Genomic DNA, 21,131 nt, shown 5'->3' with positions numbered 1-21,131 from the left:
CACCGGCGCCGACGCCAGCGTCACCGTGCAGATGATTCGGCCGCCTTCGGCCGACGCCATCGCGCATAACCGGAAGACTCGCGGTGCCGATCCATTCAAATATGGGGCGCCGGGAAGACGATGAGGTCAACCTACCTGTCTGGAAGCATGAGACCGACTATTCAAACAACGCGTCCAGCGCTTGCTCCAGGCGCGTTACGCCTATCACCTGCAACCCGGCTGGCGCCTCCTTCGGCGCATTGCCCTTGGGCACGATGGCGCGCTTGAAGCCGTGCTTGGCGGCTTCCTTCAAACGCTCCTGGCCGCTAGGCACCGGCCGCACTTCACCCGACAAACCAACCTCGCCAAATACCAGCAAGTCATGGGGCAACGGTCGGTTGCGCAAGCTGGACATGATGGCCGCCAGCAGCGCCAGGTCTGACGCGGTTTCCAGCACCTTCACCCCGCCCACCACGTTGAGGAACACGTCCTGGTCATGGGTAGGGATGCCCCCGTGACGGTGCAGCACGGCCAGCAGCATGGCCAGGCGGTTCTGGTCCAGGCCCAGGGTCACGCGGCGGGGGTTGGCCAGGTGGCTGTCGTCCACCAGCGCTTGCACTTCCACCAGCATGGGCCGGGTGCCTTCCCAGGTGGCCATGACCACGCTGCCGGGCACTTCTTCCTGGGCGCGGGTGAGGAAGATGGCCGAGGGGTTGGAGACTTCTTTCAGGCCCTTGTCGGTCATGCCGAACACGCCCAATTCGTTGACGGCGCCGAAGCGGTTTTTGACGGCGCGCAGCAGACGCAGGCGGCCGTCGGATTCACCTTCGAAATACAGCACGGTGTCCACCATGTGCTCCAGCACGCGGGGGCCGGCCAGGGCGCCCTCCTTGGTCACGTGGCCCACCAGGAAGATGGCCGTGCCGCTCTGCTTGGCGTAGCGCACCAGCAGGGCCGCGCTTTCGCGCACCTGGGAGACGCCGCCGGGGGCAGACTGCAACGCCTCGGTGAAGATGGTCTGGATGGAGTCGATGACCATCACCTTGGGCTGCTCAACCCGAGCCGTGGCGATGATGGTTTCGATGCAGGTTTCGGTCATGACCCGCAGTTTGTCCTGGGGCAGGCCCAGGCGGCGGGCGCGCATGGCCACCTGTTGTTGCGACTCCTCGCCGGTGACGTACAGGGCTGGCATGCGCTCGGCGATGTTGCACAGGGTTTGCAGCAGGATGGTGGATTTGCCGATGCCCGGGTCACCGCCAATCAGCACCACCGAACCGTCCACCAGGCCACCGCCCAGCACGCGATCCAGTTCACCGGAGGCGGTGCTGAAACGCGGGATTTCCTCGACGCTGACTTCGGCCAGGGTCTTGATCTGCGCCTGCTGGCCGGCCCAGCCGGTGCGGCCGCTGGGCGGTGCGGCGGCGCCGGCTTCGATCATGGTTTCGGTCAGGGTGTTCCACGCGCCGCACTCACCGCACTGCCCCGCCCATTTCGGGAAGGTGGCGCCGCATTCGGTGCAGCCGTACAAGCGCTTGGCCTTGGCCATGGTGGAACCCCCTGTATATAAAAACAGTTATTGTACATCAATAATCCGTGTATCCGCTGCCGCCAGGCTGCGCTTGCCTACGTGAACCCTGGACATCTTCGGCGAGGGGCAGGGCCAGCACAGCCTGGCGGCAGTGGCTACGGGATGGGGATCGGCTCGGGATCGGATCAAACTTCTGCGGCTGAGGTCGGTCATTGTTACCAGGTGTGAGCGAGACGCGCGTAGCTGTCTTACACTGGCTGCAACCATTCATCTGCATTAAGGGATATCAAAACATGGGCGTACTAGCTGAGTTCAAGGCCTTCGCGGTCAAAGGCAATGTGGTCGACATGGCCGTGGGTATCATCATTGGCGCTGCGTTCGGCAAGATCGTGTCGTCGTTCGTGGGTGACGTGGTGATGCCGCCGCTGGGGCTGTTGATAGGCGGGGTAGACTTCAGCAACCTGGCAGTAACGCTGCGGGAGGCCCAAGGCACGGCACCGGCGGTGGTGCTGGCCTACGGCAAGTTCATCCAAACGGTGATCGACTTCCTGATCGTGGCCTTCGCCATTTTCATGGGCGTGAAGGCCATCAACAGGCTCAAGCGCGAAGAAGCGGCGGCCCCTACACTGCCGCCTACGCCTACAAAAGAAGAGCTGCTGCTGGGCGAGATTCGTGATTTGCTCAAGGAGCAGAATGCCCGCCCTTGAACCCCGTTGCCCGTACGCAACCCAGTAGGAGCTGCCGCCAGGCTGCGAAGGCCCGCAGAGCGGGCCTGCGATCGACATCAATACGCCGAAGGTCCTGCGGACCTTTTCGCAGCCTGACGGCAGCTCCGATCAGCCCCCTTAGGCGTGGCGCGCTACCAGTAGTTCTCCACAGCGATCTGGCCCGGCTTGCGCGTCAGGGCCAGGCGCATGTCGCGGCCCTTGAGCACCTGGCGGGTGTCATCGATCATCTGCGGGTTGCCGCAGATCATCACCCGCGAGTGCTCGGGGGTCAGGGCACACCCCGCGGCGCTTTCCAGCTCGCCGTTTTCGATCAACGTGGTGATACGCCCCCCTAGCGCACCCGGGTACTGCTCGCGGGTCACCGTGGGGATGTACTGGAACTTGTGCGCGTAGTCGGCCAGGTACTCGCGCTGGGTGAGCTCGGCAATCAACGGCTGATAGGCCAATTCGCGCCCCTCGCGCGCGCTGTACACGAGCACGATGCGCTCGAATTTTTCCCACACCTCGAAATCCTGCAGTATCGACAGGAACGGCGCCACGCCCGTGCCCGTGGCCAGCAGCCAAAGGTCGCGGCCATCGCTGAAGCGATCCGGGGTCAGGTAGCCAAAGGCCTGGCGGTCTACCAGCAACGTATCGCCCTCACGCAACCGGCTCAGCTCGCTGGTGAACTCCCCGCCTGGCACCACGATGGAAAAGAACTCCAGAAACTCGTCGTGGGGCGACGACACCATGGAATACGCCCGCCATACCACGCTGCCGTCCGCCTTGGCCACGCCCAGGCGGGCGAACTGACCGGCGCGGAACCGGAACCCCGGGTCGCGGGTAGTGCGCAAGGTGAACAGGCTGGGGGTAACAGGCTGTACTTCCAGCAGGGTTTGGCGGGTGAAGTTCTCGGCGCTGGCGGTCATGACCGTCTCCATGGAAACAATGGCACCAGTGTCCTGCAATCAAGGGCAAAAAAACACCCGCAAGTTGTAATGGCATTTACAGCTTTTATCCTGATGATCAATGCTATTTATCGACAAAATACCGATTTTTCTCTGAAGTTAGCACCTAGACTGAAGCGACGGGGATCCTTGTGGATCCAAGAGCTCAGTCAAAAGGGGGGTTAAAATGAAGCACTGGCCTGAAGCGCAATTACACCGCCTGCAGCACCTGACGGATGAGGGCGATATTCTCCAGACCGCGTTTCAGCTGGCTCACGACATGGGGTTCGATTACCTCGGCTTCGCCACCGCCCCCTCGACTTCCACGGCCCAACTGGAAGGGGTAAGCAACCTGCCCATGGCCTGGTGCACACGTTACCAGCAGCAGGGCTACGTCAGGCATGACCCCACCGTGCGGCATTGCCGACACTCGGTGGTGCCCTTGCTGTGGTCCGACACTGTGTTTTCGCCCACCCCAGTGCTGCGCCGTGACGCCTGGGCGCACGGCATTCGCCATGGCTTGAGCCTGGCGGTGCACGGCACCTGTGGGCAAATGAGCATGCTCTCGCTGATACGCGAAGAGTTGGCGGTCAGTGCCGATGAGTTCTGCCTCAAGGCGGGCCATTGCCTGTGGCTGGGCAACCTGCTGCATCAGCGCCTGAGCGGCCAGTTGCTAAACCCTCTGGATGGCAGCCATGGCCACCTGTCCAAGCGCGAGGTGGAAGTGCTGCGCTGGTCAGCGCAGGGCAAGACCGCTGGGGATATCGGCGCTATCCTCAGCCTGTCCGAACGAACGGTGAACTTCCATATCAGCAGCGCCGTGAAAAAACTGGGCATGGGCAACAAGACCGCTGCCATTGTGCATGCGGCTCAAGCGGGGCTGCTGTAGGCGCCTATGCCTGCATAATTTCGCAAATGGACGTAGAATTCCCGCCCCGGAGCACCGCCAGGTGCCTCCCCGCTGCGAGTTTGGTGTCGCCGAGACTTGCGTAATATAAAGCTGCCCACCCGAGTCTCCGCCCCATGCCCGTGCTGACCACGACCTTTGCCCAACTTGACCTGATCCGCCAGCCTGACCAGCCCAACGAACCGCTGCAGGCCTTCGATGCCGCGGACGAATACCTGCTCACTCATCTGGCCGAACAGCAGTTGCCCGCCACCACCCGGGTGCTGGTGCTCAACGACAGCTTTGGCGCCCTTGCCATCAGCTTGCAAGGGCAGTTCGAGCTCGTCAGCAGTGGCGACTCGTTCCTGGGCAGCCAGGCACTGGAGAAGAACCTGGTGCGTAACGGTCGGCCGTTCGACGCCATTGGCGTTCTGCCCGCCAGCCAGAGCTGGGATGGCCAGTTCGACCGCGTGCTGATCCGCGTGCCCAAGACCCTGGCCTTGCTGGAAGAACAACTGATCCGCCTGCAAGGCCACCTGGCGCCAGGCGCCGAGGTGGTGGCGGCGGCCATGGTCAAGCACCTGCCCCGGGCCGCTGGCGATCTGCTGGAGAAGTACATTGGCCCGGTCAGCGCCTCGCTGGCGGTCAAGAAGGCTCGCTTGCTGACCGCCCGGGCCGAGGCGCGCCCGGCGTTCATTTCGCCCTACCCCAGCCGTTATCGCCTGGAACAGCCGGCCCTGGAACTGCTGAACCACGCCAATGTGTTCTGCCGCGAAGGCCTGGACATCGGCACGCGGGCGTTCCTGCCGCACCTGCCTACTGGCCTTGGAAGCGCACGGGTCGCCGACCTGGGCTGTGGCAACGGCGTACTGGGCATTGTCAGCGCCCTGCAAAACCCTGACGCGCAGTACACCCTGGTGGACGAGTCGTACATGGCCGTGCAATCGGCCGCCGAGAACTGGCAGGCGGCGCTGGGCGACCGCGAAGTGATTGTGCGCCCTGACGACGGCCTGGCCGGGCAGGCACCGCAGTCGCTGGACGTGGTGCTGTGCAACCCGCCCTTCCACCAGGCCCAGGTAGTCGGCGACTTCCTGGCCTGGCGCATGTTCCAGCAGGCGCGCGAGGCGTTGGTGGTGGGTGGCGCGCTGTACATCGTGGGCAACCGCCACCTGGGGTATCACAGCAAGCTGGCGCGGTTGTTCCGCGGTGTCGAGCAAGTGGCCGCCACGCCCAAGTTTGTCATTCTAAAAGCCCGCAAATAGCGGCGACGACAAATCCCAGACGAAAAAAACCCTCCGAAGAGGGCTATAAAACCGCTGCCTGTGCTAAACAGCGGATGGGATGAGACGGGTGTTTCAATGCGACTTCATGCCCGCAGCGGTCATGAACATGCGCAGCAGTTCAGCGACGATGCCCAGGGCCACGATGCTGCCAGCCCAGATCACCAGCAACCAACCCACGCGCTTCCACCAGGGGGTGTTGGCGGCCGGGTCGGGTTCGTGTTCCTTGATGCTCATGCAAACTTCCTCCAAAGATCGCTGAAACCCGTAACGGCTCCCGTAGGAGCGGGTTCTACCCGCGAAAAGAACACCGCGTACTACCTGAAACACCGCGTTGCGTTTTTCGCGGGTAGAACCCGCTCCACAGACAGTTGCCGTTACACAGCACTGTCAGTGGTAGCCATCCTCATGGGTCACCTTGCCGCGGAATACGTAGTAGCTCCAGAAGGTGTACACCAGGATGAACGGGATGATGAACAGCGTGCCCACCAGGATGAACCCCTGGCTTTGCGGCGGCGAAGCTGCGTCCCAGATCGATACGGCCGGAGGGATGATGTTCGGCCACAAGCTAATGCCCAGGCCGCTGTAGCCCAGGAAGATCAGGATCAGGGTCATGATGAACGGCATGTAGTGAGCGCGTTGCGATACTGACTTGAGCAGCGCGTACACCGACAGCAGCACCAGCAACGGCACCGGCATGAACCACACCAGGTTAGGCATGCTGAACCAACGGGTGGCGATGTCGGCGTGGGTCAGCGGGGTCCAGATACTGACGATACCGGTAACCAGCAACAGCACCAGGGCCAGCGGCTTGGCCAGCTTGTGCATGGCCTCCTGCAGGCTGCCTTCGGTCTTCATGATCAGCCAGGTGCAACCCAGCAGTGCGTAAGCCGCGATCAGGGCCAGGCCGCAGAACACGGTGAACGGTGACAGCCAGTCCAGGCCACCGCCGGCATAGGCCCGGTTGACCACCGGGATACCGTCGATGTACGCGCCCAAGGCCACGCCTTGGGAGAAGGTGGCCAGCAGCGAGCCGCCGATGAAGGCCTTGTCCCAGATGTGACGCTTTTCCGGGCGAGCCTTGAAACGGAACTCGAACGCCACACCGCGAAAGATCAGGCCGATGAGCATCAGGATCAGTGGCAGGTACAGCGCTTCCAGCACCACCGAGTAGGCCAGCGGGAAGGCGCCGAACAAAGCCGCGCCGCCCAGTACCAGCCAGGTTTCGTTGCCGTCCCATACCGGGGCGACGGTGTTCATCATTACATCACGGTCCGACTCGCCCTTGATGAACGGGAAAAGAATCCCGATACCCAGGTCGAAGCCGTCCATGATCACGTACATCATGACGCCGAAGATAATGATCACGGCCCAGATCAGTGGAAGATCGATACCCATGACTCAGTTCCCCTTGCTCAGGCTGTCGACGGTGCCTTCTTCGCTGCCTTCGTGGGCGGCGGAGAGAGGACGGGCAGGCGTACGTTGCTGGCCAGGGCCACCGTGGGATGGAGCGTCACCTTCGTGGGTTTTAGGCCCTTTGCGCACCAGGCGCATCATGTAGCCGAAACCGGTACCGAACAGCGAGAAGTACACCACCACGAACAACACCAGGGTAATGCTCATCTGCGTGACGCTGTGGTTGGACACGGCATTGGCAGTGCGCAACAAGCCATACACCACCCACGGCTGACGGCCGATCTCGGTGGTGAACCAGCCCGCCAGCATGGCGATCAGGCCAGCCGGGCCCATGCACATGGCCAGGGTCAGGAACAGGCGGTTGGTGTACAGGCCACCGCGCCAGCGCAGCCACGCGCTCCACAGGCCGACGAAGATCATCAGCATGCCCAGGCCAGCCATGACGCGGAACGACCAGAACACGATGAGCGAGTTGGGACGGTCTTCAGGCGGGAACGACTTCAGGGCCGGGATCTGCTTGTCCAGGCTGTGGGTCAGGATCAGGCTGCCCAGGTACGGCACTTCAATGGCGTACTTGGTCTTCTCTTCCTTCATGTCCGGGATGCCGAACAGGATCAGCGGGGTCGGCTCGTTGCCAACGTTTTCCCAGTGACCTTCGATGGCAGCGATTTTCGCCGGCTGGTGTTCCAGGGTATTCAAACCGTGGGCGTCACCAACGACGGCCTGGATAGGCGCGACGATCAGTGCCATCCACATGGCCATGGAGAACATCTTGCGGATGGCCGCGTTGTCGCGGCCACGCAGCAAGTGCCAGGCAGCCGAGGCGCCAACGAAGAACGCAGTGGCGACGAAGGCGGCAATGGCCATGTGCGCGAGGCGGAACGGGAACGACGGGTTGAAGATCACCGCCAGCCAGTCCACCGGAATCACGCGACCGTCGACAATCTCGTAGCCCTGCGGGGTCTGCATCCAGCTATTGGACGCCAGGATCCAGAAGGTGGAAATCAGCGTACCCACGGCCACCATCACGGTGGAGAAGTAGTGCAGGCCACGGCCCACGCGGTTCCAGCCGAACAGCATGACACCGAGGAAACCGGCTTCGAGGAAGAACGCCGTCAATACTTCATACGTCAGCAACGGCCCGTTGACCGCCCCGGCGAAGTCCGAGAAACGGCTCCAGTTGGTGCCGAACTCATACGCCATGACCAGGCCCGAGACCACGCCCATGCCGAAGTTGACGGCGAAAATTTTCGACCAGAAATGGTACAGGTCGCGGTAGGTATCGTCCTTGGTCTTCAGCCACAGGCCTTCGAGCACTGCCAGGAAACTGGCCAGGCCGATGGTAATGGCAGGGAACAGGATGTGAAACGATACCGTAAACGCGAACTGCATTCGGGCGAGATCTAGAGCCTCTAAGCCGAACATATGGTTTCCTCTATCAGATGATTCATCTGCGTATGCCGGGGGAAAGCCCCGCCAACCCGCGCTACGCCCCTCACGGTTAATGAGTGCAGCACGCGAAAAAGTGTTGAAGTGCACCAATGACCCACGTTCGGTAAACCCTGCCGTGGAAAAGCGTTTTGACGTGGATCAAGGATTCCTGAAAGAGTAGACCCAATCTGCGCACACAACCGCGTGGTCTATTGTCACGCGGCACGTTGCCTCACCCGGCTACAGCAGGGGTCGCAGGCAATTTCGGGGATCGCGCAGGAGAATATCGGCGATCAGCGTCGACCTGCATTTGCGTAACCCGCCGTTACAAAGTAATGATAATCTCGCGCCTTCCGCTCGCGAGGTCGCCCTGCCCCATGTCCAGTTCCGCTGTGCTGCTGTTGCGTCGTCACCGACCTTTCATGGCTTTCTGGCTGGCGCGCGTATGCACCGCCAGCGGCTTCCAGATGCTGACCGTGGCCATTGGCTGGCACCTTTACCAATTGACCGGGAGCGTACTGGACCTGGGCCTGGTGGGCCTGGTGGAGTTCACCCCGCGGGTGCTGTTCATGCTGCACACCGGCCATGTGGCCGACCGCTATGACCGCCGCAAGGTGGCCGCACTGTGCCAGACCGCTCAAGCGCTGGTGGCCCTGGCGCTGGTGATCGGCAGCAGCACGGACAACGTCAGTCGCGACATGATCTTTGTGCTGGCCTTCCTGCTGGGTAGTGCGCGGGCCTTCGAAATGCCCACCACCCAGGCCCTGCTGCCCAATATCGTGCCTACCCAGCTGTTTCCCCGCGCCGTGGCCGCCTCGGCCTCGGCCATGCAAACCGCCACCATCGTCGCCCCGGCCTTGGGCGGCTTTCTATATGCATTCGGCAGCGTGTGGGTGTATGGCCCCACGGTGGTGCTCTATGTGTTGGCGCTGTCGCTGATGCTCAGCCTGCCCGCGCGCCAGACCCCGCTGAACAAAGGCAAAGCCACCCTGCAGTCATTGCTGGCGGGCATCAACTTTATCCGCAGCCGCCCGGACATCCTCGGCGCCATCTCCCTGGACCTGTTTGCCGTGCTGCTGGGCGGTGCCACGGCGCTGTTGCCGGTGTTTGCCCGCGACATCCTGCTGACCGGCCCCTGGGGCCTGGGCCTGCTGCGTTCGGCGCCGGCGGTGGGCGCGCTGCTGATGTCGTTCTGGCTGTCGCGTTTCCCCATCGAGCGCAAGGTGGGCCGCACCATGTTCGCAGGCGTGGGCGTGTTTGGCGTGGCCACCATTGCGTTCGGCCTGTCGACCTCGTTCTGGTTCTCGCTGGCGACCCTGGCGGTGCTGGGCGCGGCGGACATGATCAGCATGGTCATTCGCGGCGCGTTCGTGCAGTTGGAAACCCCGGACGAGATGCGCGGCCGGGTCAGCGCGGTCAACGGACTGTTCATTGGCGCCTCCAACCAGCTGGGCGAATTCGAGTCGGGCCTGACGGCGCACTGGTTCGGCACCGTGCCGGCGGTGGTCCTGGGCGGCGTGGGCACCCTGGTGGTGACCGGTACCTGGATCAAACTGTTCCCAAGCCTGGCCAAACGCGACTCTATGCACTCACGCGGCGCGTCTGTGTAGCGGCAGCCACCAGGCCGCGTCGCCAGGCATCGCGTAACGACCGGACGCAGCTTGGCGGCGGCTACGGGACGGTATGGGCACAAATCGCAAGCATGCTGGTATGATGCGCGGCTTTTTTCGGCCCCTCGGCGAGCTTGTGCTTTGCTTGAGGGGTCAATTCATTCACGGCGCCGGGGCGCGCCACGGGGAGCAGGCATGCTGGAAAGGCTGTTTCAACTCAAAGCACACAACACCAACGTGCGTACCGAGATACTGGCGGGCATCACCACATTCCTGGCCATGGCCTACATCCTGTTCGTCAACCCGAGCATTCTCGGCGAGACAGGCATGGACAAGGGCGCAGTGTTCGTCGCCACCTGCCTGGCAGCCGCCATTGGCTCGACGGTGATGGGCCTGATCGCCAACTACCCGATCGCCCTGGCGCCGGGCATGGGCCTGAACGCCTTCTTCACCTACACCGTGGTCCTGCACATGGGTTACACCTGGCAGACGGCGCTGGGTTCGGTGTTCATCTCGGCGGTGCTGTTCTTCCTGCTGTCGATCTTTCGCATCCGCGAATGGATCGTCAACAGCATCCCCCTGCCCCTGCGTTCGGCCATTGCCGCCGGTATCGGCCTGTTCCTGGCGCTGATTGCGCTGCACAACGCCGGCATCGTGGTGGGCAACCCGGCCACTTTGGTGGGCCTGGGCGACCTGAAGCAGCCTGCACCTATCCTGGCCACCCTGGGCTTCGTACTGATCGTGGCCCTGGAAGCCCTGAAAGTGCGCGGCGCGGTGCTGATCGGTATCCTGGCGGTGACCATCGTCTCCATCGTCATGCACTTCAGCCCGTTCGGCGGCGTGGTCTCGATGCCACCTTCGCTGGCCCCGACCTTCCTGCAGCTGGACATCAAGGGCGCGCTGAACGTGGGCCTGGTGAGCGTGATCTTCGCCTTCCTGTTCGTTGACCTGTTCGACAACTCCGGCACCCTGATCGGCGTGGCCAAGCGTGCCGGCCTGATGGGCAAGGACGGCCACATGCCGAAAATGGGCCGCGCGCTGATCGCCGACAGCACCGCCGCCATGGCTGGGTCCCTGCTGGGTACCTCCACCACCACCAGCTACATCGAGTCGGCGGCAGGCGTGAGCGCCGGTGGCCGTACCGGCCTGACCGCCATCGTGGTGGCCATCCTGTTCATCCTGGCGCTGTTCTTCGCCCCGCTGGCCGGCAGCGTGCCTGCGTTCGCCACCGCCCCGGCGCTGCTGTTCGTGGCTGTGCTGATGATGTCGGGCCTGGCAGAAATCAACTGGGATGACATTACCGAAGCCGCGCCGGTGGTGGTCACCGCCCTGGCGATGCCGTTCACCTACTCGATCGCCAACGGCATTGCCTTCGGCTTCATTTCCTGGACACTGATCAAGCTGCTGTCGGGCCGTACCCGTGACCTGAACCCGGCGCTGATCATTCTGTCGATTCTGTTCGTCATCAAGCTGGGCTGGTTCAACGCATGACTACGGTAGTGAACCCGGCGGACTACAGCCGCCAACTGGACGAGAAAACCGCGCGCCTGCGTGAATTGCTGGCGCCGTTCGATGCCCCGGAACCGGCGGTGTTCGACTCGCCGCGCGAGCACTACCGCCTGCGCGCCGAATTCCGCCTGTGGCGCGAAGACGGCCAGCGCCACTACGCCATGTTTGCCCCGGGCGAGAAGCACCAGGCCATCCTCATCGAGGAGTTCCCCATTGCCAGCCTGCGCATCAACGAACTGATGCCCAAGCTGAAAGCGGCCTGGCAAGGCAACGCGGCGCTGAGCAACAAGCTGTTCCAGGTGGAGTTCCTCACCACCCTGGCCGGCGACGCCATGGTTACCCTGTGCTACCACCGCCCGCTGGATGAGCACTGGCAGGTGGCGGCCGAGCAATTGGCTGCCGAGCTGAACATCAGCCTGATCGGCCGCTCCAAGGGCAAGCGTGTGGTGATTGGCCGCGACTTCGCCGTGGAAAAGCTGGAAGTGGCGGGCCGCGTGTTCAGTTATCAACAGCCTGAAGGCGCGTTCACCCAGCCCAATGGCACGGTGAACCAGAAGATGCTCAACTGGGCATATGAAGCCTTGGGCGAGCGCCAGGACGATTTGCTGGAGCTGTACTGCGGCAACGGCAACTTCACCCTGCCCCTGGCCACCCGGGTGCGCAAGGTGCTGGCCACCGAGATCAGCAAGACCTCGGTGTACGCTGCCCTGAACAACCTGGCCGACAACGCTGTGGATAACGTCACCCTGGTGCGCCTGAGCGCCGAGGAGCTGACCGAAGCGTTGAACGAAGTACGGCCGTTCCGTCGCCTGCAGGGCATAGACCTGAAGAGCTACGAATTCGGCAGCGTGTTTGTCGACCCGCCGCGCGCCGGCATGGACCCGGACACCTGCGAGCTGACGCGGCGCTTCGACAATATCCTGTACATCTCGTGCAACCCGGAGACGTTGGCGGCCAACATCGCGCAACTGAACGACACCCACCGTATCGAGCGTTGTGCGTTGTTTGACCAGTTTCCGTATACCCATCATATGGAATCGGGTGTGCTGCTGGTTCGCCGCTAAGGCACGCAAACCTCACAGGCTAACCATTTGTGGGAGCGGGCAGAGCCCGCTCCCACAAATGGCTCCCTGTGAACTAAAACGCAAAGCACGAACACCCAAACGCCCCCCAGAACCCCTGAAAATCACTGACCGGCACGCTCGACTGTCGCGCCCGGTCGTGGCTGTGGGCGTGCACGCCGCACGGGCCGCTGCACTGATGCACGTGCTGCAATACCGGCGACTGCGGCCGCCAATGGCCCGGCACGATCGCCACCGGCGACCAGTTCGGGGTGACCGGCAACGTCGGCGGCGCCAGCCTGTCGAACTCGCCGGCCGCATGCACCACCTTGCCACTCACCACGGTCAGCAACGACTCGATCCATTTGATGGCCTCTTCCTCGATGCTGAAATAGTCCGCCGACAACGCCACCAGGTCCGCCAGTTGCCCCACCTTGATCTGCCCTTTTTTGCCCTGCTCGGATGAAAACCAGGCACTGCCGTGGGTGTACAACTCAAGTGCGGTGTCGCGCTCCAGGCCCTGTTCATACAAGGCCAGGCCACCCACGGTCTTGCCGCTGACCATCCAGTACAGCGAGGTCCACGGGTTGTAGCTCGACACCCGAGTGGCATCGGTACCCGCGCCTACCGGCACGCCTTCGGCCAACATGCGCTGGATGGGCGGTGTCTGCTCGCCGGCCTTCTTGCCGTAGCGGTCGACGAAGTATTCACCCTGGAACGCCATGCGATCCTGAATGGCAATGCCGCCCCCCAGCGCCTTGACCCGCTCGATGTTCCTTGGGGTGATGGTCTCGGCATGGTCGAAGAACCAAGGCAGGTCGTTGAACGGGATCTCGCGGTTCACTCGCTCGAACACATCAAGCATTCGCGAGATCGACTCGTCATAGGTGGCGTGCAGGCGGAACGGCCAGCGCTGTTCGACCAGGTGGCGTACCACTGGCTCCAGTTCCTGCTCCATGGTGGCCGGCAGGTCCGGGCGCGGCTCCAGGAAGTCCTCGAAGTCGGCGGCGGAAAACACCAGCATCTCGCCGGCGCCGTTGTTGCGCAGGAAATCGTTGCCCTGGCCGTAGCGGGTGCTGGCGGTCCAGTGCTGGAAGTCGGCCAGCTCTTGCTTGGGCTTCTGAGTGAATAGGTTGTAGGCGATGCGCACGGTCAACTGGTCCTTGGCGGCCAGCTCGTTGATCACCTCGTAGTCATCGGGGAAATTCTGGAAACCACCGCCGGCGTCGATGGCGCTGGTCACCCCCAGGCGGTTGAGCTCGCGCATGAACTGCCGGGTCGAGTTGACCTGGTATTCCAGTGGCAGCTTGGGGCCCTTGCTCAGCGTGGAATACAGGATCATGGCGTTGGGGCGGGCAATCAACATGCCCGTGGGGTTGCCCTGGGCGTCACGCTGAATCTCGCCGCCCGGCGGGTTGGGCGTGTTGCGGTCATAGCCCACCACACGCAAGGCTGCGCGGTTGAGCAGTGCGCGGTCGTAGAGGTGCAGCACGAACACCGGGGTGTCGGGCGCGGCCTTGTTGAGCTCTTCGATCGTGGGCATGCGCTTTTCGGCGAACTGGAACTCGTTCCAGCCACCCACCACGCGCACCCACTGTGGCGACGGCGTGCGCAGCGCCTGCTCGCGAAGCATGGCCAAGGCGTCTACCAGTGACGGCACGCCTTCCCAGCGCAGTTCCAGGTTGTAGTTCAGGCCACCGCGGATCAGGTGCAGGTGCGAGTCGTTGAGCCCGGGAATGACCGTGCGGCCACGCAGGTCGATCACCTGGGTGGCGCTGCCGCGCAGGGCCATGGCTTCGGCGTCGGTGCCTACCGCCACAAACTTGCCGTCCTTGATGGCCACGGCGCTGGCGGTGGGCTTGGCGCGGTCCACGGTGTGCAGGCGGCCGTTGTGCAGGATCAGATCAGCGATGACAGCATTCATGACAGCATTCCTTGTTGTAGTGGGTTCAACGGGCTTGCAGCCAGCCGCTCAGCCAGCGGGTGGCCCGTGGCATGAACACGTAGACCACCAGCAGTACCACGCTCAGGGTGATGACGATGTTGGCCGGGGCGTAGCCGCCCAGCCAGGGAATCAGCTTGAAGACCGGGCCCCATAACAGCGGCACGATGAAACTCAGCGGCAGGATGACCATGAAGGTCACGCAAGCCTGCTTCCAGCGCGGAGGCTGGGGGGTGCCGGCGTCCACGGGGGTGAACCAGAATTCGCGGTCGTTGTTGATTTCAAGCTGGTCGCCGTCTGCCAGCATGGGCTTGGCTTCGTCCACCAGGCGCTGGCGGTCGCTGGAATCAAGCCAGGTTTGCAGCTGCTCGGTGCTGGCGAAGCGCAGCACGCTGGTGAACAGTTGCAGGCCGCCGCTGTTGCCACGCATGACATCAATGCCCAGGTGGCCGGGGTAGCTGCGGGCGGTACCGATGATGCGACGCAGCCATTCTTCGTAAGCCGATTCGCAACCTTTGCTGACGCGGTGGCGAACCAGCAAGGTAACCACGCCATCTGCCATTTCGATGTTCATGCCTGACTCCTTTCACACCCGTGCGGGAAGGCGAACCGGGGCCTGTCGGCCCCGGGCGCTGAGCTTAGTTGACTTGGCGTTGAGGCGCCTTGTGCACCATGGTGTAGGCGTAATCCACGCCCATGCCGTAGGCACCGCTGTGCTCGCGCACCAGGCCCATGACCGCGTCGTAGGTGTCTTTGTGCGCCCAGTCACGCTGGAACTCGAGCAGCACTTGTTGCCAGGTCACCGGCACTGCGCCTGCCTGAATCATGCGCTGCACCGACATGTCATGAGCTTCCTGGGTGGTGCCGCCACTGGCGTCGGTGACGATGTACACCTCGTAGCCTTCGGCCATGGCTTCCAGCGCCGGGAAGGTCAGGCACACTTCAGTCCACAGGGCGGCAATGATCAGCTTCTTGCGGCCGGTGGCTTTTACCGCTTCCACGAACTTGGCGTCTTCCCAGCTGTTCATCGAAGTGCGCTCGATGGGCTTCTGGCCAGGGTTCACGCCCAGCAGCTCGGGCCAGATGAAACCGCTGAAGCTTTCGGTTTCCACCGAGGTGTAGATCGTTGGCACGTTGAAAATCTTGGCGGCCTTGGCCAGGCCCACGGTGTTGTTCTTCAGGGTCTGGCGGTCGATGGACTGCACGCCGAAGGCCATTTGTGGCTGGTGGTCGATCAGTATCAGGGCGGCGTTGGACGGGTTCAGCAGTTCGCGGATGGACATGGTGTATTCCTTTTCAGATGTCGAGCATTCGGTTTGGGGTGGCTGGCGCTGTTCCCGTCGTGGGGAGGTGTGTGCGTCCGGCTTGGTGCTAATGTAGGCGCGTGCAACATTAGCGACAATCCCATAGAATTGAGAATAATTGATTCCATTTTGGGGACACTGATGGATCGCTTCGACGCCATGCGCGCTTTTGTTACCACCGTTAATGAAAACGGCTTCGCGGCGGCCGCCCGGGCCATGGATGTGCCGCGCTCGAAAATCAGCAAGCAGATTCAGGCACTGGAAGACGACCTGGGGGTGCAGTTGCTGCAACGCACCACCCGCAGCCTGCACCTGACCGAAGCCGGGGCTGAGTACTACGACGCGGTGCGCGAGGTACTGGCTTCGGTGGACGAGGCCGAACAGCGCGCACGTAGCGGCCTGGGCGAGGCGCGGGGGGTGCTGCGGGTAAACGCGCCCATGTCGTTCGGTTTGCGCAAGTTGGGCAGGCTTGTGCCGCTTTTTCATCAACTGCACCCGCAGATCGAATTGCAATTGGTGCTCAGCGACCAGCAGGTGGACCCGGTACGGGGCGGCTTCGACGTGACCATCCGAATCGCCAGCCTGGGCGATTCGAGCATGGTGGCCAGGCAACTGGCTCCGGCCCCGCGGGTGCTGGTGGCCTCTCCCGACTACCTGGCGCGCCATGGCACCCCGCAGGTGCCCCGCGACCTGGCGGGGCACCAGTGCCTGAACTACGGCTATTTGCAGAGTGGCGTCAGCCTGCAACTGAGCAACGGCCGCGAAACCCAGCGCGTACACGTAACCGGCCCGCTGCACGCCAACAACGGCGACCTGCTGGCCACCGCGGCAGAAGGCGGCATGGGCATCGCGCTGCTGCCTTCGTTCATCGTTGAGGACGCGTTGGCGGCCGGCCGCCTGGTGGCGGTGATGTGTGACTGGCAGGCACCGCCCATCAGCATCAATGCCGTATACCCGTCGGCGCGGCGCGTGCCGCAGAAGACCCGGGCGTTCATCGAATTCATGATTACCCATATGGCGCCATAACGGCGAAGGCCTGGAGCTGCCGCCAGGCTGCGAAGGCGCGCAACGCACGCCTGCGATCGGCCATACACCTTTGAAGGTCCTGCGGACCTTTTCGCCGCCTGGCGACGCATGACCGCCCCGCCGCGCCTACGTACCCCTTCGGAAATGCACGGCGGCCTCGTGCAGATCCGCCTCGTCCAGGATTCCTGCGGCCGCCTTGAGGTCCACCGAGGCCAACAGAGACGCGTGCTGTGCTTCACGCAACTGCAGCCGGGCGCGGAACAGTTGCTGCTCGGCGTCGAGCACATCGAGGTTGATGCGTTCGCCGCCCAACAGGCTGTTGCGCGTGGCCTGCACCTGCGCGGCCGCGCTGTCGGCGGCCAGCCGGTAGGCCTGGACACGCGCCGCGCCATTGCGGGAGGCGTTGTAATGTCGGCGCAGGGCATCCAGGGTTTCCAGCGTCTGGCCGTCCAGTTCATGACGGGCCTGGGCCAGGCGGCTGCTGGCCTGGCGTGTGGCCGCGCTGACGCCACCGCCGGCAAACAAGGGCACGGTCAATTGCAGCCCCACGCTGTGGGTGTCGATGGCCTGTTGGTAGGTGGTTTCCGATTCCGACCGCGATTGACGGCTGCTGGCGTACAGGCCCAGCTTGGGCAGGTGCCCCGCGCGCTGGCGCTGCACTTCCTGTTCCGCCACTGCCAGGCCCTGCTGCCGCGCCGCCAGTTGCCGATTATGCTGCAAGGCCAATTGCTGCCAAGCGTCGAAGCCGGCCGGCAGCAACGGCGCCGGCTGGAAGTCGTCAACCAGCGCGTGCAGACGCTGCAACGCCACCGGCTGGCCGAGAATGCCCTGCAAGGCGCGCTCAGCGGCATCCTGAGCATCCAGCGCCTCGATCTGCTCGGCCAGTGCCAGGTTCAGCCTGGCCTGGGTTTCCAGCACATCGGTGTGGGTCCCTTCACCGCCGTCCCACAAACGCTGGTTGAGCGCCAGCCGCTCGCCCAACGCGTGCTTGCGCTCGCGGCTCAAATGGCTGCGCTGCGCCGCCAGCAGGGCATTGCTGTACAACCGCACCACCCGCGCCAACAACGCCTGGCGGTCAGCCTGCCACTGCAACTCGGCCATGGTGGCCTGGGCATTGCCCTGGCGATAACGCGCCAGGGCTTCGAAGTCGAGCAAGGGTTGTTGCAAGCTGAGAGTAGCGGCCTGGCTGCGATAGTCACGGGCTTGAGACGGGTTGCCCTGGCTGCTGACCTCGGACTGATTGCGCGACGTGGTGTACCCCCAGCTCAGGGTTGGCAGCAGCGCCGCACGGCCAATCTGACGCTGTGCCCCCCCCGCTTCACGGGCCGGCTCGGCAGCCAGCCAGGCGGGGTCATTGCGCTGCGCCAACTGGTAGGCATCGAGCAAGCCCAAGGCCTGGGCGCCCGGAGCAACAGCCAGGCAAAGCAGGGTAAAAAACAGCCGACGCCTCATCATTCCTCCACCAGCGCCAGTCGGCTGCGATCGCGTAACGGTTTGAGCAAATAGTTGAGCAGCGAACGCTCACCGGTGCGCACAAAGGCCTCCACCGGCATGCCGGGCTGCAAGGTCAGGCCGGCCAGTCGCGCCTGGCCGGCCACTTCGGCGCGCATCAGGTAGAAGGGGTCGCCGGTGCGCTCATCCTGTTGGCGGTCTGCTCCTATCAGGGTGACCACCCCCGCAACCCGCGGCGTGGTGCTCAGGTTGAAGGCCGGAAACAGCAACTCTACGGGCAGGCCGACGCGCACCTTGTCGACCATGGCCACCGGTACCCGCGCCTCCACTTGCAGCGGGCGCTGGCTGGGCACGATGTGCAACAGCACCTGCGCCGGTTTGACCACCTCGCCCAGGGTGCTGACCTGCAGGCCGCTGACCTGCCCCGCCACCGGCGCCACCAGAGTGCTGGCGGCCAGTTCCTGCTCGGCCACCACCAGCCGGTGGCGAAGGTCTTCCGCCAACTGGCGGGTATCGGCCAGTTGGCTGCTGGCATCGCGCCGGAATGCCTGTTCAAGGTGGCCATGGCGCAGGCGCTGCTCGTCTATCTGCCGGCGCAATAACCCTGCGCGCCCCTCGTCCACACTGATAGCCGCCGCCAACTGTGCCAGCTGACGTTCATCCACGCCCACCCGGTGACGGCTGACATGGCCCTGGGCGGCCAGTCTGCGCAGGCTGACCAGTTGCGCCTGCAAGCTGCCATGCTGGGCCCGCAGGCTGCGCAATGACGCCCCCAGGCCGCGCAATTGCGCTTTGCTGCCCTCAATGCCCGCCTGTAATGCCGCGCGCTCGCTGTGCAGGCTGACCACGCGGCTGTCATGCACCTGGCGTTGCATGGCCTGCGCCTGCGGGCCCAGGCCTTCGGGAAAGACCAGCGCGCCACCCAGCTGTTCAGCAGCCAGGCGCGCCGCCTTGGCCTGCGCCGCCTGCCACTGGCTGCGCAGGTTCTGCACCTGGCTGAGCAAGGTCGGCTGCGCCAGGCGCATCAACACCTGCCCCGCCTCCACCCCCTGGCCGTCCTGTACCTCGATGCTTTCCAGCACACCGCCCACCGGGTGTTGCACGGTCTGACGCTGGCCCACTACCGTGAGCACGCCGGACACCGCCACGCCTTGGTCCAGCGGCGCCCACAAGGCCCAGGCCAGAAAGCCGCCCAGGCCCAATACCAGCAACGCCCACCCCAGGCGCGCCGGGCGCCGGTCGTCGGTGAGCGGTTGATCGTGGTTCATGCCGCCACCTCCTGGGCGGCCAGCACCGCACGGGTAGCGCCGAAGCGGTGCAGGCGACCATCGTGCAGCATCAACAGATGATCGGTGCGGGTCAGCACGTTGGGCCGGTGGGTGATCAGCACCACCGTGCGCTGCAGCGCCTTGAGCCGGTCGATGGCCGCAAGCAGGGCGCGCTCACCGGCTTCGTCGAGGTTGGCGTTGGGCTCGTCCAGCACAATCAGCGCCGGTAACCCATACAGTGCCCGTGCCAGGGCGATGCGCTGCTTCTGACCGCCTGACAGTCCGGCACCACCTTCACCCAAACACGTGTCGTAGCCCTGAGGCCATTGCAGCACCAGTTCGTGCACGCCGGCCAACTGCGCCGCCGCCAGCAGCTTGTCGGCATCGGCCGGGCCGAAGCGGGCGATGTTTTGCGCCACCGTGCCGGCGAACAGTTGGATGTCCTGAGGCAGGTAGCCGACCTGTGGCCCCAACTGCCGGGGCGACCAGTGGCTCAACTGCGCACTGTCCAGCCGCACCTGGCCGGCCAACGGTGGCCAGACCCCCACCAGCACCCGCGCCAGGGTCGACTTGCCGCTGCCGGATGGCCCGATCACCCCCAGCACACTGCCTGCCGGCAATTCGAAGGCCAGCTCGTGCAAGCTGGCGTGCGCCTGCCCTGGCGCTGCGGCACACAGGCCGAACAACGCCAGCGCCCCCTTGGGGGCTGGCAGGCGCTGCGGGTCTGGCACCTGCGGGTGCGCCTGCAGCAGGCGCACCAACCGCCCATAGGCGTCGCGCGCCGGCCCCCACTGTTTCCAGGCGCCAATCAACTGGTCGATCGGGCCCAACACCCGGCCCATCAGGATCGACCCGGCAATCATCATTCCCGGGCTGATCTGGTGGTTCACGGCCAACCAGGCACCCAGCCCCAGCACCAGCGATTGCAGGCCCAGCCGGATGCCCTTGGACCAAGCGCCCACCACGGCCGTACGTTCCGACGCCAGGCCGTACAGCGTCAGGAAACCACGTTGCTGGGCCAGCCAGCGCCCACGCAAGGCGTCGATCATGCCCATGGCCTGCACGGCCTCGGCGTTGGCCAGGTGCGCACTGGCTTGCTGGCTGGCCATGGCCGCCAGTTGGCCGGCCCGCGCCTGCGGGCCGCCGCACAGCCACTCGTTGAGCCACGCCAGCGCCACCAGCAGCACCGCACCGCCCAACGCCAGGGCGCCCAAGGCCGGGTGGAACATGAAGATCACCCACAGAAACAGCGCAAACCACGGCGCATCCAACACGGCGAACAACGCCGTGCCGCTGGCGAATTGCCGCAAGCTGGCCAGATCCTGCAACGCCTGCCCCGCTGCGCCCTGACCGTTGCGCAACTGCGCGGCGTGGGCGGCGTCGTGCACACGAGCGTGCAAGCCCAGCTCCAGCCGCGTGCCCAGGCGAATCACCAGCACGCCGCGCAACCAGTCCAGCGCGCCCATCAGCGCCAGCAGGCCAACCACCATGACGGTCAGCATCAATAGGGTCGTCTGATTGCCGGAAGCCAGCACCCGGTCATACACCTGCAACATGTACAGCGCGGGCGCCAGCATCAGCAGGTTGATTACCGCGGAAAACACCGCGATATCCACCAGCGAACGCCGGGCAGCCGCCAGCGCACTGCGCAATTCATTGCCAGAGCGATTCATTCAGAGGATTCCTTGCAAGATATCCACAGGAGCCCGCCGAGCGGCGTTGACGGAATGCCCGGCGTTCCCCACAATTCAAGAGCGCCATGACCTCGGCCTAGAGAACCTCGGG

General features: G+C 64.2%; 18 protein-coding genes. 7 read left to right on the top strand and 11 right to left on the bottom strand.

Annotated elements, in window-relative coordinates:
- Positions 1-157: 157 nt before the first annotated feature.
- A complete protein-coding gene (gene radA, locus PMM47T1_RS25875) occupies positions 158-1,525 on the bottom strand; it encodes a DNA repair protein RadA (protein WP_008374657.1) in 1,368 nt (455 codons plus the stop codon).
- Positions 1,526-1,800: 275 nt separating this feature from the next.
- Between radA and mscL the strand changes: the two genes are divergently transcribed.
- Positions 1,801-2,214, top strand: a complete 414-nt coding sequence (mscL, locus tag PMM47T1_RS25870) for a large-conductance mechanosensitive channel protein MscL (RefSeq protein ID WP_008374654.1) — start codon at positions 1,801-1,803, stop codon at positions 2,212-2,214.
- Positions 2,215-2,366: 152 nt separating this feature from the next.
- Here the strand turns inward: mscL and PMM47T1_RS25865 are convergent, their stop codons facing one another.
- Positions 2,367-3,143 (bottom strand): ferredoxin--NADP reductase, encoded by a 777-nt coding sequence (locus PMM47T1_RS25865; RefSeq protein ID WP_008374652.1) that lies wholly within the window; start codon positions 3,141-3,143, stop codon positions 2,367-2,369.
- A gap of 205 nt (positions 3,144-3,348) precedes the next feature.
- On the opposite strand from PMM47T1_RS25865, the gene PMM47T1_RS25860 reads away from it, so the two are divergent.
- The gene (locus PMM47T1_RS25860; RefSeq protein ID WP_008374649.1) at positions 3,349-4,050 is read left to right on the top strand and encodes a LuxR family transcriptional regulator; all 702 of its coding nucleotides are present in this window, start codon (positions 3,349-3,351) and stop codon (positions 4,048-4,050) included.
- A 134-nt stretch (positions 4,051-4,184) separates the two neighbouring features.
- A complete protein-coding gene (locus PMM47T1_RS25855) occupies positions 4,185-5,309 on the top strand; it encodes a methyltransferase (protein WP_008374647.1) in 1,125 nt (374 codons plus the stop codon).
- A gap of 93 nt (positions 5,310-5,402) precedes the next feature.
- On the opposite strand, the gene PMM47T1_RS29345 is transcribed toward PMM47T1_RS25855, so the two are convergent.
- From PMM47T1_RS29345 to PMM47T1_RS25845, 3 genes are all read right to left on the bottom strand, one after another.
- A complete protein-coding gene (locus tag PMM47T1_RS29345) occupies positions 5,403-5,564 on the bottom strand; it encodes a DUF2474 domain-containing protein (protein ID WP_008374645.1) in 162 nt (53 codons plus the stop codon).
- A gap of 153 nt (positions 5,565-5,717) precedes the next feature.
- The gene (cydB, locus tag PMM47T1_RS25850) at positions 5,718-6,725 is read right to left on the bottom strand and encodes a cytochrome d ubiquinol oxidase subunit II (RefSeq protein WP_008374643.1); all 1,008 of its coding nucleotides are present in this window, start codon (positions 6,723-6,725) and stop codon (positions 5,718-5,720) included.
- A 3-nt stretch (positions 6,726-6,728) separates the two neighbouring features.
- On the bottom strand, positions 6,729-8,168 hold the full coding sequence (locus tag PMM47T1_RS25845; protein WP_008374641.1) for a cytochrome ubiquinol oxidase subunit I: 1,440 nt from the start codon (positions 8,166-8,168) through the stop codon (positions 6,729-6,731).
- 383 nt (positions 8,169-8,551) lie between these two features.
- Here PMM47T1_RS25845 and PMM47T1_RS25840 point away from each other — a divergent pair, with 383 nt between their 5' ends.
- The 3 genes from PMM47T1_RS25840 to trmA all read left to right on the top strand — a co-directional run bounded on the left by PMM47T1_RS25840 (position 8,552) and on the right by trmA (position 12,357).
- Positions 8,552-9,784 carry an MFS transporter gene (locus PMM47T1_RS25840; protein ID WP_008374639.1) on the top strand — a complete coding sequence of 411 codons (1,233 nt, stop codon included), beginning with the start codon at positions 8,552-8,554 and terminating at the stop codon, positions 9,782-9,784.
- A 195-nt stretch (positions 9,785-9,979) separates the two neighbouring features.
- Positions 9,980-11,275: an NCS2 family permease gene (locus tag PMM47T1_RS25835; RefSeq protein WP_008374638.1), complete on the top strand. Its 1,296-nt coding sequence runs from the start codon at positions 9,980-9,982 to the stop codon at positions 11,273-11,275.
- Positions 11,272-12,357 (top strand): tRNA (uridine(54)-C5)-methyltransferase TrmA, encoded by a 1,086-nt coding sequence (trmA, locus tag PMM47T1_RS25830; RefSeq protein WP_008374636.1) that lies wholly within the window; start codon positions 11,272-11,274, stop codon positions 12,355-12,357. The genes PMM47T1_RS25835 and trmA overlap by 4 nt, the downstream gene beginning before the upstream one ends.
- Positions 12,358-12,430: 73 nt before the next feature.
- Here trmA and PMM47T1_RS25825 read toward each other — a convergent pair whose 3' ends face one another.
- The 3 genes from PMM47T1_RS25825 to PMM47T1_RS25815 all read right to left on the bottom strand — a co-directional run bounded on the left by PMM47T1_RS25825 (position 12,431) and on the right by PMM47T1_RS25815 (position 15,579).
- The gene (locus PMM47T1_RS25825) at positions 12,431-14,278 is read right to left on the bottom strand and encodes an amidohydrolase (RefSeq protein ID WP_008374634.1); all 1,848 of its coding nucleotides are present in this window, start codon (positions 14,276-14,278) and stop codon (positions 12,431-12,433) included.
- Between the two features lie 25 nt (positions 14,279-14,303).
- Entirely contained in the window at positions 14,304-14,870 is a 567-nt protein-coding gene (locus tag PMM47T1_RS25820) for an antibiotic biosynthesis monooxygenase (RefSeq protein WP_008374632.1), read from the bottom strand.
- A 64-nt stretch (positions 14,871-14,934) separates the two neighbouring features.
- Entirely contained in the window at positions 14,935-15,579 is a 645-nt protein-coding gene (locus tag PMM47T1_RS25815; RefSeq protein ID WP_008374630.1) for a hydrolase, read from the bottom strand.
- Positions 15,580-15,741: 162 nt separating this feature from the next.
- Between PMM47T1_RS25815 and PMM47T1_RS25810 the strand changes: the two genes are divergently transcribed.
- The gene (locus PMM47T1_RS25810; protein ID WP_008374628.1) at positions 15,742-16,626 is read left to right on the top strand and encodes a LysR family transcriptional regulator; all 885 of its coding nucleotides are present in this window, start codon (positions 15,742-15,744) and stop codon (positions 16,624-16,626) included.
- A 126-nt stretch (positions 16,627-16,752) separates the two neighbouring features.
- On the opposite strand, the gene PMM47T1_RS25805 is transcribed toward PMM47T1_RS25810, so the two are convergent.
- From PMM47T1_RS25805 to PMM47T1_RS25795, 3 genes are read right to left on the bottom strand one after another with little or no spacing between them, the layout of a single operon-like run.
- The gene (locus tag PMM47T1_RS25805) at positions 16,753-18,078 is read right to left on the bottom strand and encodes a TolC family outer membrane protein (protein ID WP_008374626.1); all 1,326 of its coding nucleotides are present in this window, start codon (positions 18,076-18,078) and stop codon (positions 16,753-16,755) included.
- On the bottom strand, positions 18,078-19,346 hold the full coding sequence (locus tag PMM47T1_RS25800; RefSeq protein ID WP_008374624.1) for an HlyD family type I secretion periplasmic adaptor subunit: 1,269 nt from the start codon (positions 19,344-19,346) through the stop codon (positions 18,078-18,080). Before PMM47T1_RS25800 ends, PMM47T1_RS25805 begins: the two co-directional genes overlap by 1 nt.
- Positions 19,343-21,019 (bottom strand): type I secretion system permease/ATPase, encoded by a 1,677-nt coding sequence (locus tag PMM47T1_RS25795; RefSeq protein WP_008374623.1) that lies wholly within the window; start codon positions 21,017-21,019, stop codon positions 19,343-19,345. The genes PMM47T1_RS25800 and PMM47T1_RS25795 overlap by 4 nt, the downstream gene beginning before the upstream one ends.
- Between the last annotated feature and the right edge of the window lie 112 nt (positions 21,020-21,131).

The organism is Pseudomonas sp. M47T1 (assembly GCF_000263855.1).
GTDB lineage: Bacteria > Pseudomonadota > Gammaproteobacteria > Pseudomonadales > Pseudomonadaceae > Aquipseudomonas.
Note: the sequence above shows the minus strand (reverse complement) of the source record. Positions and strands in the feature narration are given on the sequence as shown.

Excerpts from the sequence above, each read along its gene's own strand:
- PMM47T1_RS25845 (WP_008374641.1), bottom strand. The coding sequence starts at position 8,168 with ATGTTCGGCTTAGAGGCTCTAGATCTCGCCCGAATGCAGTTCGCGTTT.
- PMM47T1_RS25840 (WP_008374639.1), top strand. The coding sequence starts at position 8,552 with ATGTCCAGTTCCGCTGTGCTGCTGTTGCGTCGTCACCGACCTTTCATG.
- cydB (WP_008374643.1), bottom strand. The coding sequence starts at position 6,725 with ATGGGTATCGATCTTCCACTGATCTGGGCCGTGATCATTATCTTCGGC.
- PMM47T1_RS25855 (WP_008374647.1), top strand. The coding sequence starts at position 4,185 with ATGCCCGTGCTGACCACGACCTTTGCCCAACTTGACCTGATCCGCCAG.
- PMM47T1_RS25795 (WP_008374623.1), bottom strand. The coding sequence starts at position 21,019 with ATGAATCGCTCTGGCAATGAATTGCGCAGTGCGCTGGCGGCTGCCCGG.
- PMM47T1_RS25860 (WP_008374649.1), top strand. The coding sequence starts at position 3,349 with ATGAAGCACTGGCCTGAAGCGCAATTACACCGCCTGCAGCACCTGACG.
- PMM47T1_RS25815 (WP_008374630.1), bottom strand. The coding sequence starts at position 15,579 with ATGTCCATCCGCGAACTGCTGAACCCGTCCAACGCCGCCCTGATACTG.
- PMM47T1_RS25865 (WP_008374652.1), bottom strand. The coding sequence starts at position 3,143 with ATGACCGCCAGCGCCGAGAACTTCACCCGCCAAACCCTGCTGGAAGTA.
- PMM47T1_RS25805 (WP_008374626.1), bottom strand. The coding sequence starts at position 18,078 with ATGAGGCGTCGGCTGTTTTTTACCCTGCTTTGCCTGGCTGTTGCTCCG.
- trmA (WP_008374636.1), top strand. The coding sequence starts at position 11,272 with ATGACTACGGTAGTGAACCCGGCGGACTACAGCCGCCAACTGGACGAG.
- PMM47T1_RS25810 (WP_008374628.1), top strand. The coding sequence starts at position 15,742 with ATGGATCGCTTCGACGCCATGCGCGCTTTTGTTACCACCGTTAATGAA.
- PMM47T1_RS29345 (WP_008374645.1), bottom strand. The coding sequence starts at position 5,564 with ATGAGCATCAAGGAACACGAACCCGACCCGGCCGCCAACACCCCCTGG.
- PMM47T1_RS25800 (WP_008374624.1), bottom strand. The coding sequence starts at position 19,346 with ATGAACCACGATCAACCGCTCACCGACGACCGGCGCCCGGCGCGCCTG.
- radA (WP_008374657.1), bottom strand. The coding sequence starts at position 1,525 with ATGGCCAAGGCCAAGCGCTTGTACGGCTGCACCGAATGCGGCGCCACC.
- PMM47T1_RS25835 (WP_008374638.1), top strand. The coding sequence starts at position 9,980 with ATGCTGGAAAGGCTGTTTCAACTCAAAGCACACAACACCAACGTGCGT.
- PMM47T1_RS25820 (WP_008374632.1), bottom strand. The coding sequence starts at position 14,870 with ATGAACATCGAAATGGCAGATGGCGTGGTTACCTTGCTGGTTCGCCAC.
- mscL (WP_008374654.1), top strand. The coding sequence starts at position 1,801 with ATGGGCGTACTAGCTGAGTTCAAGGCCTTCGCGGTCAAAGGCAATGTG.
- PMM47T1_RS25825 (WP_008374634.1), bottom strand. The coding sequence starts at position 14,278 with ATGAATGCTGTCATCGCTGATCTGATCCTGCACAACGGCCGCCTGCAC.